At 29.9% G+C, this 11,441-nt stretch carries 12 protein-coding genes and 1 other RNA gene; 12 read left to right on the top strand and 1 reads right to left on the bottom strand.

Annotation, left to right across the window (positions count from 1 at the left end; genetic code table 11):
* From CAMP5060_RS00230 to CAMP5060_RS00175, 12 genes are all read left to right on the top strand, one after another.
* Complete coding sequence (locus CAMP5060_RS00230) at positions 1-264, top strand: DUF2018 family protein (RefSeq protein ID WP_214100464.1); 264 nt, start codon at positions 1-3, stop codon at positions 262-264.
* A 2-nt stretch (positions 265-266) separates the two neighbouring features.
* Positions 267-701, top strand: a complete 435-nt coding sequence (locus CAMP5060_RS00225) for an exporting protein (protein ID WP_442863340.1) — start codon at positions 267-269, stop codon at positions 699-701.
* A 47-nt stretch (positions 702-748) separates the two neighbouring features.
* Positions 749-1,642: a polyprenyl synthetase family protein gene (locus tag CAMP5060_RS00220; protein WP_263667471.1), complete on the top strand. Its 894-nt coding sequence runs from the start codon at positions 749-751 to the stop codon at positions 1,640-1,642.
* The gene (gene hemA / locus CAMP5060_RS00215; protein WP_337217682.1) at positions 1,642-2,949 is read left to right on the top strand and encodes a glutamyl-tRNA reductase; all 1,308 of its coding nucleotides are present in this window, start codon (positions 1,642-1,644) and stop codon (positions 2,947-2,949) included. Before CAMP5060_RS00220 ends, hemA begins: the two co-directional genes overlap by 1 nt.
* Positions 2,936-4,636, top strand: a complete 1,701-nt coding sequence (locus tag CAMP5060_RS00210) for a proline--tRNA ligase (protein ID WP_337217732.1) — start codon at positions 2,936-2,938, stop codon at positions 4,634-4,636. Before hemA ends, CAMP5060_RS00210 begins: the two co-directional genes overlap by 14 nt.
* Complete coding sequence (locus CAMP5060_RS00205; protein WP_087700588.1) at positions 4,633-5,031, top strand: FxsA family protein; 399 nt, start codon at positions 4,633-4,635, stop codon at positions 5,029-5,031. The genes CAMP5060_RS00210 and CAMP5060_RS00205 overlap by 4 nt, the downstream gene beginning before the upstream one ends.
* Complete coding sequence (gene hemC, locus CAMP5060_RS00200) at positions 5,022-5,948, top strand: hydroxymethylbilane synthase (protein ID WP_337217681.1); 927 nt, start codon at positions 5,022-5,024, stop codon at positions 5,946-5,948. The genes CAMP5060_RS00205 and hemC overlap by 10 nt, the downstream gene beginning before the upstream one ends.
* Complete coding sequence (locus CAMP5060_RS00195) at positions 5,949-7,742, top strand: menaquinone biosynthesis decarboxylase (protein ID WP_337217680.1); 1,794 nt, start codon at positions 5,949-5,951, stop codon at positions 7,740-7,742.
* A 120-nt stretch (positions 7,743-7,862) separates the two neighbouring features.
* Positions 7,863-8,210 carry a FlaG family protein gene (locus tag CAMP5060_RS00190; protein WP_337217291.1) on the top strand — a complete coding sequence of 116 codons (348 nt, stop codon included), beginning with the start codon at positions 7,863-7,865 and terminating at the stop codon, positions 8,208-8,210.
* A gap of 2 nt (positions 8,211-8,212) precedes the next feature.
* A complete protein-coding gene (gene fliD, locus CAMP5060_RS00185) occupies positions 8,213-10,510 on the top strand; it encodes a flagellar filament capping protein FliD (protein WP_337217679.1) in 2,298 nt (765 codons plus the stop codon).
* Between the two features lie 17 nt (positions 10,511-10,527).
* Positions 10,528-10,899 carry a flagellar export chaperone FliS gene (gene fliS / locus CAMP5060_RS00180; protein WP_039618295.1) on the top strand — a complete coding sequence of 124 codons (372 nt, stop codon included), beginning with the start codon at positions 10,528-10,530 and terminating at the stop codon, positions 10,897-10,899.
* Entirely contained in the window at positions 10,896-11,111 is a 216-nt protein-coding gene (locus CAMP5060_RS00175; protein ID WP_337217678.1) for a hypothetical protein, read from the top strand. Before fliS ends, CAMP5060_RS00175 begins: the two co-directional genes overlap by 4 nt.
* On the opposite strand, the gene rnpB is transcribed toward CAMP5060_RS00175, so the two are convergent.
* Positions 11,106-11,429, bottom strand: an RNA gene (rnpB, locus tag CAMP5060_RS00170) — RNase P RNA component class A. The two genes, CAMP5060_RS00175 and rnpB, sit on opposite strands and share 6 nt — an antisense overlap.
* Between the last annotated feature and the right edge of the window lie 12 nt (positions 11,430-11,441).

The raw sequence follows: 11,441 nt of genomic DNA, 5'->3' as shown, positions 1-11,441 counted from the left end.
ATGGATATATTTGATGAAATGTTTGCAAAAAGTCCTAAAGAAAAATTTATCGAAACAATAAAATATGCAAATTTAGGTGCATTAGAAAATGTTTTAGAAAAATTACTAGCCGATCATATCACTATGATAGAGCTTTTAGAAAAAAATAATTTAAATGAAAGCGATGTAGCGCAATTTCAAATGGAAAATTCACTCTTAATAGATGAGAGAAAAAATGATTTTTATATAGGCTTAAGCGCTGAAATTTTAGGGCATGAGGGTTGATTTTGCGTTTATTTTTATCTTTATTTTTGATACTTAATTTTTTAAAGGCTGAAGTATTTTTTGATTATACTTATAAATTTACCTTAAGTAAAGATGAAAAAGCAAGTGTAAAAATAAAAGAAATTGATTATCCTAATGAGATTTATTATTTTGACTTTTCATGGACTTTATTTGATCAAACTAATATTATTGTTCATTCAAGATATAAAAAATACCCTAGACAATTTGTGATGTCTTTAAGAAGAAATTTAAACTGGGTAGATCAAACCTTAGTACCTGATTATAAAAATCCTCATATAGATAGAGCAAGATTAATACTTGAATTTAGTGATTTTAAAAAAGGCGAAGCTATTTTTACTGTGTATATTGAAGATAGAGATAAAAGATTAGAAGTAGAATTTTTAGACCCTAGAAAAGCTAGTCTTAACCAAAACTAAAGTAAAATTTAATAAAATACAATTATAAGAAAATTAAGGAAAGCATAGTGCAAAAGATCGATCAATATATGCATGAATTTTTATCTGAATTAAATTATAAGCCTATTTTAACCATGAGTTCAAAACTTCAAGGTGGTAAAAAATTACGCTCAAAACTACTTTTAAAAATAGCTGGGGAAAGCGATATTAGCTATAAAATCTGTGCCATTATAGAGTTAATTCATGCTGCAAGTTTATTGCACGATGATGTGATTGATGAGGCAAAATTAAGAAGAGGTGTAAAGTCTATCAATGCACAATTTGGAGCTAAAAATGCTATCATGCTTGGAGATATTTTATACTCAAAAGCCTTTTATGAACTTTCTTTGATTGATTTAAAATTAGCAAAAATCATTTCTAATGCTGTTGTTATGCTTTCTGTTGGTGAATTAATGGATGTAAATTTAAGTGAAACTTTCAATAGTGATAAAAACGCTTATTTACAAATGATATACAATAAAACAGCCGTTTTAATCGAAGCTAGTGCAAGGTGTGGGGCTATACTTGCTGATTTAAATGAAGATGATTTTGCAGAATATGGTAAAAATTTAGGTTTAGCTTTTCAAATTGTAGATGATATTTTAGATATCAAAGGTGATGAACAAACCTTAGGCAAACCCGCTATGAATGATTTTAAAGAAGGTAAAACTACTCTTGCTTATATGTATTTATATGAAAAATTAAATCCACAAGATCAAGAAATGCTTAAGTCTTATTACAAGAAAGATTTAAGTATAGATGAGATTGCTTGGATTAAAAATAAAATGCAAGAATATGGAATTTTTAATCAAGTTGGCCAAGAATTAAACACTTATGCAAATAATGCTTTAAAAACCATAGAAAAATATAATATAAAAGATTTAGAAGATATTATTAAAAGTATGATAGAAAGGGAATTTTAATGCATTATTATTGCATCAGTTTTACACACAAAAATACAGATATTGCTACTAGAGAAAAACTTTCCTTTTCTAATGAAGAAAAAAAAAGAGAATTACTAAAGCTAATCCATGCTAATAATAAAATTTTAGAAAGCTTAGTACTTAGTACTTGTAATAGGGTTGAAATTTTTCTTTTTGTTGGGGATGTTGAAAGCATTAATGAGCATATTTTAAAAACACTTAGTTTACTTTGTGGGGTTGATAGGGAAAATTTAAGCACTAAGGCTGATTTTTACGAAGATAGCGGAGCTATTCATCATTTATTTTCTGTAGCAAGTTCGCTTGATAGTTTAGTTATTGGTGAAACACAAATTGCTGGACAATTAAAAGATGCTTATAAATTTGCCCTGCAAGAACAAAGATGTGGTGTGCATTTAACTAGAGCAGTACATTATGCTTTTAAATGTGCGGCAAATGTTAGAAATCAAACTGAAATTTCTAAAAATCCTATTTCAGTTGCTTCAGTAGCAGTAGCAAAAGCCAAAGAACTCCTAAATTTAGAAAATAAAACTGCAGTTGTAGTAGGTGCAGGGGAAATGAGCGAGCTAGCCTGTAAGCATTTATTAAATGCTAAGGCTAAAGTATTGATATTAAATAGAGATATACAAAATGCCCAAAAGCTTTGTGAGGATTTGGGTGAAAATGCAAGTTGTGAAAGTATTGCAAATTTAAAAGAAGCATTAAATCAATATGAGATATTTTTTAGTGCCACAAATGCTCCACATGCTATTATAACTAATGATTTATTAGAAGAAAAAGATTATAAAAGATATTTTTTTGATATAGCAGTACCTAGGGATATTGATATAAAAGCAAATGAAAAAAATATAGTCTACGCTGTTGATGATTTAGAAGAAGTCGTAAGAAAAAATTTAACTCTAAGAGAACACCAAGCTCAAGTTGCTTATTCTATAGTAGGCACTATGACAAATGAGTTTTTCCAACATCTAAGCAAACTAGCAACCTTGCCTTTAGTGAAACAACTACGCTTGCAAGCTGATGAAATCGCTAAAGAACAACTACAAAAGGCTATAGATAAAGGATATTTAAAACACTCAAACCATGAAGAAGCAAGAAAGCTTATAAGACAAGTAATGAATGCATTTTTACATCATCCTAGTGTAAATTTAAAAAAACTAAGTGGAACTATGCAAAATGACTCTGTTGTAAATGCCATGCGTTATGTGTTTGATTTAAAAAATGAAAACATGGAAGGTTTAAACCTTTATAAATGTGAATTTAATTTGGAGAATAATCATGAAATTTAGTAAATTTTATGCCATAAGTACAAAAGAAAATCCAAAAGACGCTACTTTACCAAGTCATATATTTTTAGTTAAAGGTGCCTTTGTAGAACAAATTGGAAGTGGTCTGTATAATTTTTTACCTTTAGGAAAAAGAGTTTTAGATAAGATTAAAAATATCATCAAAGAAGAAATGGATAAAGCAGGGGCTTTAGAAGTAAATTTAAGTTTTAATACCCCAGCAGAACTTTGGAAGGAAAGTGGGAGATTTAATGTTTTTGGTAAAGAGCTTTTACGCTTTAAAGATAGAAAAGAAAATGATTTTGTCTTAGGGCCAACTCATGAAGAAGCTATGGTGGCTTTAGTAAGAAATAAAATAAACTCTTACAAGCAACTTCCATTGCATTTATATCAAATAGGACTTAAATTTAGAGATGAGGCTAGACCTAGATTTGGACTTTTAAGATGTAGAGAATTTTTAATGAAAGATGGTTATAGTTTTCATGCTAATGAAGCTGATTTAGACAAAGAATTTAATCTTATGCATGAAACTTATAGTAAAATTCTTACAAGATTAGGGCTTGAATTTAGATCTGTTGAAGCTGATAGTGGGGCTATTGGTGGAAGCGGTTCAAAAGAATTTATGGTTTTGGCTAAAAATGGTGAGGATGATATATTATTATGTGAGCATTGTGATTATGCTGCAAATACTGAAGCAGCAAAAAGAGCTAAAAAAAGTTGTGAAGATGAAAGACCAGAGGCTGATTTTGCCACACAATTTCACACTCCAAATGTAAAAACTATAGAAGAATTAGCGGAATTTTTTAAAATTAACCCTTACTATACCATCAAAGCTATTGCTAAAAAAGCTATTTATGAAAATGAAGAAAAAATTGTAGTATTTTTTATACGCGGTGATGATGAACTGCAAGAAGTTAAAGCGCTAAATGCAGCAAATGCACTAGAATTAGTTGATGTAAGTGAAGAAGAATTAGAAAAAGCAGATTTAGTTCCAGGATTTATCGGCTTTATAGGATTAAATGGAGTTGATTTTTATATTGATCATGAGCTTGAAAATGAAACAAATATGATTATTGGAGCAAATAAAAAAGATTATCATTTAGTTGGAATTAATGTTGTAAATTTAAATAAAGAACGCTTTAAAGATCTTGCGGCAGTTAAAGAGCATGATCTTTGTCCAAAATGCCAACACAAGCTTAAGCAAAGCAAAGGTATTGAAGTAGGGCATATTTTTAAACTTGGAAATAAATACTCAAAAGCAATGAATGCAAGCTATTTAGATGAAAATGGTAAAGCTCAATTTTTCACTATGGGTTGTTATGGTATGGGAGTGAGCCGTTTGGTTGCAGTTGCCATAGAAGCAAGCCATGATGAAAAAGGTTGTATTTGGAATAAAACTTTAGCTCCTTTTGTTTTAGATATCATCGTTTCTAATATAAAAGATACAAAAGCCATGGAATTTGCTGAGCAAATTTATACTCATTTTAAAGATAAAGAAATTTTATTTGATGATAGAAATGAGCGTTTTGGTGTAAAGATTAATGATTTTGAATTAATGGGCTTTCCTTATGCTTTAGTCATAGGCAAAGGCTTAGAAAATGATGAAGTAGAATTAATCCATAGAAATACCTTAGAAAAACAAGTTTTAAAAACCCAAGAAGTAATTTCATACTTAGAGAAAATTCTATGATAGCAAGAATAAATATAAGCGCATTTTTGATTTTAGAATTAATCGCTAGTATTTTATTTATAACCTTTTTTGGTTTTTTAAATTTTTTTATGATAGTTTTTGCAAGTATGTTTTTAGGGGCAATGTTTTTAGCAAAGACTTGGACAAATCTCATCACTATGCAAAATACCAACACGAATTTATTTGGTATGATTAAATTATTTTCCTTAACTATAGTAGGAATTTTACTTTTAATACCAGGAATTTTAAGTACATTTTTAGGAATTTTGCTTTTATTTTTTATGATGGTGCTAAAACTTTTTACAAAACAAAAAAGAAAATACCATCATCAAACAAATAATGAAGAAGAAATCATCGATGTAGAAATCATACAGGAGCATAAAAAATGCAATTAATCATCGCAACAAGAAAAAGCCAACTTGCATTATGGCAAAGTGAGTATATAAAAAATAAATTATCGCAAACGCATTCTGAATTAGAAATTTCTTTAGAGGGTTTTAAAACAAAAGGTGATGTTTTACTTGATTCGCCTTTGGCTAAAATAGGTGGAAAAGGACTTTTCACAAAAGAACTTGAAGAAAGTATGTTAAGAGGCGATTCGCATTTAGCTGTGCATAGCTTAAAAGATGTGCCTAGTTTTTTCCCAAAAGGTTTAGTTTTAGCTGCTATTTCAAAAAGAGAAGTGGTAAATGATGCTTTTTTAAGTGAGTATTATGAGAGCTTAAATGCTCTCCCAAAAGGTGCAAAAGTAGGTACAACAAGTCTTAGAAGAAGAATGCAACTTTTAGCGTTAAGGCCTGATTTAAACATCATTTCTCTAAGAGGTAATATCAACTCACGTTTAGAAAAACTTAAAGCCAAGGAATTTGACGCCATTATTTTAGCTCTAGCTGGTATTAAACGCTTAGGTTTGGATAAAGAAATTAAATACATTAGGGCTTTTGAGCTTGATGAAATGATACCTGCAGCTTCTCAAGGAGCCTTAGGCATAGAAAGTATTGATAATAAACAAATTTTAAAATACCTTGAATGTTTAAACGATGAAAATGCCTTTATAGAAACTCATATAGAAAGAGATTTTATAAAAACTCTAGAAGGTGGTTGCCAAGTACCTATAGGAATTAATGCAAAAATCATTGATGAAAAAATAGAAATTCGCGCCATAGTAGGCTTACCTGATGCAAGTAAAATTCTCAAAGAAAAAAGAGTGATTGATAAACAAAATTACACTAATGCAGGCGAGCTTTTAGCTAAAGAAATGATAGCAAAAGGTGCAAAAGAAATTTTAAAAGAAGCAGAGAGTATGATATAAATGCAAAAATTCATAGAGCTTTTAGAAAAAAATAATTTATTAAAAACCATTCATGAGCCTGTTGATGTTGATCTTGAAATGGCACATTTAGCTTATATAGAAGTTAAAAAAGAAGATTCTAAAGCCTTACTTTTTACTAATGCAGTAAAAAATGGTAAAAAATACGATTATCCTGTCCTTTTAAATACTTTTTGTAATGAAAAAGCTTTAAAGTTAGCATTTGAAAAAGATTATGAAGATGTGGCTAAAGAAATTAGTTCTTTACTTAAAATGCATATACCACAAAGCTTTGGTGCAAAATTAAATTTTTTCAAAACCTTACTTGATTTAAAAAATATCCCACCAAAACGCATTAAAAAAGATGGAGAATTTAATTACAAAAGCTTAAATTCTTTATATGATATGCCTATTTTAAAAACTTGGGAAAAAGACGCTGCGCCTTTTATTACCATGGGGCAAGTTTATACTCAAAGCATAGATGGAAAACAAAATAATCTTGGAATGTATCGTTTGCAAGTAGTTAATGAAAAAACCTTACTTATGCATTGGCAAATTCATAAAGATGCAAGCCATTTTTTCCATGAGTATAAAAAAGCAAATCAAAAAATGCCAGTAAGTATAGCCATAGGTGGAGATCCTTTATATATTTGGTGTGCTCAAGCACCTTTACCAAAAGGAATTTTCGAACTTTTACTTTATGGTTTTATCAAGAAAAAACCTGCCATTTTGGCAAAATGCAAAAGCAATCATCTTTATGTGCCTTATGATAGTGATTTTGTAATTGAGGGTTTTGTAGATCCAAATGAATTTGCACCTGAGGGTCCTTTTGGAGATCATACAGGTTTTTATACCCCTGTTGAACTTTGTCCTATTTTAAAAGTAGAAAAAATCTTTGCTAAAAAAAATGCGATTTATCAAGCTACTGTTGTAGGAAAACCACCTTTAGAAGATAAATACATGGGGCTTGGCACAGAAAGAGTTTTTTTACCTTTACTTCAAACAAATGCTCCTGATTTGATAGATTATAACATGCCTGAAAATGGAGTTTTTCATAATTTAATCTTAGCCAAAATAGAAGCAAAATATCCAGCTCATGCAAAACAAGTCATGCATACTTTTTGGGGTGTAGGACAAATGAGTTTTGTAAAACATGCTATTTTTGTTGATGAAAATGCACCTTGCTTGCAAGATTATGACAAACTCATACCTTATATACTTAATCGTTTTGATGAAGAAAAATTGCTTATTAGTGAAGGAATTTGCGATCAGCTTGATCATGCTTCAAGCACTTATTGCTATGGTGGTAAAGCAGGACTTGATGCGTGTGGTGATGAGAAAAAAGTTGAACTTGAAATTTTAAGCGATAAAGCTTTACTTTCACTTTTTAAAGAAAAAGATCAAAGTATTTTAAAATTAAAGCAATTTTACACCCAAACCTTTGCTCCAATTTGTGTGATTTTGATTGATAAAAAAGAAAAAATTGCTCAAATTTTTGAAAAACTACAAACTTATAAAAAGCATTTTAGAATTTTAGTTTTCTTAGATACAGATGTTATTTTGGAAAATCCTTATATGCTAGTTTGGCGCGTGGTAAATAATATAGATGCAAAAAGAGATATATTTATCAAAAAAGATTGTGTTGCGATTGATGCGACAAATAAAGGATCATTAGAAGATTATCATAAAGAATGGCCTTTAATGACAAATTGTTCTAAAGAAGTTATAGAGAGACTTATTGCAAGAAATTTACTTCCAAATGATGAAAAATTATTCAAAAAGTTTGAAATTTTTTAATTTTAAATTTTTTGAGAACACTTTTTGCTTGTAAGAAAATATAGATTTTTAATCTAAATATTAAGTTTTTTAAAATTATGTCGATAGAGTATTTTAAAGTCTTTTAAAAAGGAGTTTAAAATGGACATTAGTAACAATATTCAAAGAGATGCAAATGTAGCTCATTTTAACACAAAAAGCATTGAAAAGGCACCTCAAGAGAATAAGCAACAACAAGTTAATTTAAACGATCAAGATGAGAATTTAAATGAAAAACTAAGAAACGCGACAGAAAAGCTTAATAGTCAAATGGAAACACTAGGAACAAATGTGCGTTTTGCATTTAATGACAAAATCAATGAAATGTATATAAATGTAACCGAAAAAGATACAGGAAAACTTATACGTAAAATTCCTAGTGAAGAAGCAATGAAATTAATAGAACATTTTAAAGGTGTTATTGGTACTATTTTTGATAAGGAGAGCTAATTATGGCAGTAGGTAGTTTAGGAAGTTTAGGGATAGGTTCTGGTGTTTTAACAAGCGATACACTCAATAAACTTAAAGAAGCAGAAATGAATGCGAATTTGAAATTTTATAATTCGCAACTTGAATTAAATGCTGCTAGGCAAAAGGACTTAGCGGAACTTGAAGCTAAGCTACTTGCGTTTCAAACAGCTGTAAATAGCTTAGGCGATGCAACACAATTTAATAAGAAAAAAGTATCTCCTAGTGTAAGTGGAGATAGTGCTGCTGCTAGTTTAACCGTAGGATCTTTATCCAGTCTTACAAACATGAAAGTTATTGTGGATCAACTTGCGCAAAAAGATGTTTATCAAAGCGATGGTTTTAAAGATAAAACTTCATCAGTACTTCAAAATTTAGGTCTAAGTGGTACTAAGTCTTTTACAATTACACAAGATGGAAAAGAATACAAAATTGAAATAGATCAAAGCACTACTATAACCCAACTTGCAGAAAAAATTAATGCAGCAACAGATGGAAAAGTAGAAGCTAAAATAGTTAATACTGGAGATAAAGAAAATCCATATCGCTTGGTAGTACAAAGCAAAGATACTGGAACGCAAAACAATATCTCTTTTTCAGGAGATGAAGATCTCTTAAAAGGTATGGGATGGGAACTTGATAAAAATAGTATTAGCGCTGGTGGTTTGTTTGGTTTTAGAGAAAATGGAAATAATGATAAAACTCAAATTAACGGAACGCTTTCTTCTAAACCAAATGGAAGCGATAAATTATTAAATCCTGGAGATGGCAAAACCTCTTTAACTTTTGTAGTTAAAAATGGTGATACTTATGATAGATATACTATAGATATTGATGAAAATACTACATATGATAGCTTAGCTGAACAAATTAGTAAAAAAACTAATGGTAAGGTTAATTTAGAACTAACAGATACAGGAGCAACTTTCAAAACAACTAATGGAGCTGAACTTGGTATTTTTGATGGAGGTTATGCTGTAGATGAAGATGGTAACATCGATAAAGCAAATTACGCTAGAGATAACAAAGCTACAAATTTATTAAGTGAAAAATTTGGAATCACTTTAGATACTAGTACACCACAAGGTTATAATGTAAAAGCAGATAATGAAAATCACATCCAAAAAGGCATGGATGCTATTTTTAGTGTAGATGGTGTTCAAATGACTAGACCAACTAATACTATTACAGATATAAGTCCAGATACCACTTTAGAGCTTAAACAAAAAGGTGAAATAAGCTTTAATGTGACTCAAGATACAGAATCTATATCACAATCATTAGAAAATTTAGCAACTGCTTATAATGATTTAATGCTAAATCTTACAGCAGCTACAAAATACGATCCTGATGCAGGAACAAAAGGAAATTTTGTAGGTGTAAGTTCTATTTATAATATAAAATCTCAAATTAATAATATTTTACTTCAAACTATTACAGTTGATGGAACAATTACAGTTGGAGATAGTGAAACTTCAGAAGGAACAAAAATATCATCTAAAGTTAGTTTATCTTTAGCTGATTATGGACTTACCATATCTAATGGAACCATGACTTTTGATTCTTCTAAATTTAATACCAAATTTAATGAAGATCCGGAAATGGCTGAAAGATTTTTCGTAGGAAGTAATGGTTTTGAAGATATCAATTTAAGTGGAGAAAAAGTTGGAGGTTTTGCAAAAGACAATCCAGATGGCATTGATTTTACTGATTCAGAATTTAAAATTATTTATAACGAAGAAACCATAGATTTATCTAAAACTAAAAATGGTGATCCTTTTATACTAACAGGGAGTACAGATGAGGAAATGGCTCAAAATTTGGTAGATCATATTAATAGTTTTGGCTTAGAAGGTTTGGAAGTTAGTTTTGAAATTATCAATCAAGGAAGTTCTGATCAAAAAATTCAATTTAAATTCAAGGGTACTTCAGGGAGTGATTTAGAAATTCAAGGCAAAGAGGACTTTTTAAAACAATTTGGTTTAAAACCTAAGACTATGTATTCAAATTGGAAAGAAGAAACAGGAACTTTTGGCGTGCTTAAAAACACTATGAGGGAAATGATGAGTTCAGAAGGTTCTTTTGGAGGCTATAAATCTTCTTTAAGTAAAGAGTCTAAAAACCTAAATGAAACTATTAGTGATACAAAATCATCTATTGATGCAAAATATGACACAATGTGGTCAACATGGGCGGCATATGATAGTATTATTTCTAAATTAAATAATCAAGCAAGCGTTATTGCTAATATGATTAATGCAGCAAATAATCAAAATTCTTAAAATAAGAAAGGATTTAAATGGTAAATAGTGCAGTTTATAATGCATATTCACAAAGTCAAGCAGGCGTAGAATCTCAAGAAAAACTTATAGAGATGTTATACGGAGGGATTCTACGCTTTGCTAGTAGAATAAAAATAGCCATACAAAATGAAAATATAGAAGAAAGAGTGTATTATGTAAAAAGAGCTAGTGCTATTTTTGTTGAGCTTATTAATTGTCTTGACTATGAAAAAGGTGGAGATGTGGCACATTATCTAAGTGGTTTATACACTAGAGAATTACAACTTCTTTCTTTAGCTAATATAGAAAACAATGAAGCTAGAGTAGATGAAGTAATAAATGTAGTAAAAGGCTTATTAGAAGCTTGGAGGGAAGTACATCAAAAATGAGTGAAAAAAAATGGATAGATGAGTTTAAACTAGCTGTATATACTGAAAATATTGAAAAAATAATTAAACTCATCGAAAAACCTGATTTTAAAGATTGTCCTAATGAGGCTTTAGCACTTACTAATGAAGCAATAGCTTTTATGAAAAAAAAACAAGATGAAATAGCTATTAACTTGCAAAAACTCAAAAAAGCTTCTGCTTATATTAAGTAAAACATGGCGATAAGCCGAGTTCTGTCAAGAGCGATCATTTATCTAGACTTGTTTTTGCAAACAAGTTCAAGCGAAGGGTTATATTATAAGACTAAAACCACCCCTTCTTGCTGCAGATTGGGTTTACATAGCTAGCTTTGTTACCAAAGCTACTGGTAGGCTCTTACTCTACCGTTTCACCTTTTCCATATAAAATATGGTAGTTTTCTTTCTGTTGCACTTTCCCTTAGGTTGCCCTAGCCATCCATTAGATGGAATCCTTGTCTTATTGCAGCTCGGACTTTCCTCTTCAAAAGAAGCGATCGCTTGCCATGTTTAGATAAATTTTAT

Origin of the sequence: Campylobacter sp. 1569 (genome assembly GCF_024723675.1) — a bacterium.
GTDB classification, from domain to species: Bacteria; Campylobacterota; Campylobacteria; order Campylobacterales; family Campylobacteraceae; genus Campylobacter_D; species Campylobacter_D jejuni_C.
The sequence above is the reverse complement of the archived record's forward strand: the minus strand, read 5'-3'. Positions and strand labels throughout refer to the sequence as shown.

Excerpts from the sequence above, each read along its gene's own strand:
- CAMP5060_RS00195 (WP_337217680.1), top strand. The coding sequence starts at position 5,949 with ATGCAAAAATTCATAGAGCTTTTAGAAAAAAATAATTTATTAAAAACC.
- CAMP5060_RS00205 (WP_087700588.1), top strand. The coding sequence starts at position 4,633 with ATGATAGCAAGAATAAATATAAGCGCATTTTTGATTTTAGAATTAATC.
- hemC (WP_337217681.1), top strand. The coding sequence starts at position 5,022 with ATGCAATTAATCATCGCAACAAGAAAAAGCCAACTTGCATTATGGCAA.
- hemA (WP_337217682.1), top strand. The coding sequence starts at position 1,642 with ATGCATTATTATTGCATCAGTTTTACACACAAAAATACAGATATTGCT.
- CAMP5060_RS00175 (WP_337217678.1), top strand. The coding sequence starts at position 10,896 with ATGAGTGAAAAAAAATGGATAGATGAGTTTAAACTAGCTGTATATACT.
- CAMP5060_RS00190 (WP_337217291.1), top strand. The coding sequence starts at position 7,863 with ATGGACATTAGTAACAATATTCAAAGAGATGCAAATGTAGCTCATTTT.
- CAMP5060_RS00230 (WP_214100464.1), top strand. The coding sequence starts at position 1 with ATGGATATATTTGATGAAATGTTTGCAAAAAGTCCTAAAGAAAAATTT.
- fliD (WP_337217679.1), top strand. The coding sequence starts at position 8,213 with ATGGCAGTAGGTAGTTTAGGAAGTTTAGGGATAGGTTCTGGTGTTTTA.
- fliS (WP_039618295.1), top strand. The coding sequence starts at position 10,528 with ATGGTAAATAGTGCAGTTTATAATGCATATTCACAAAGTCAAGCAGGC.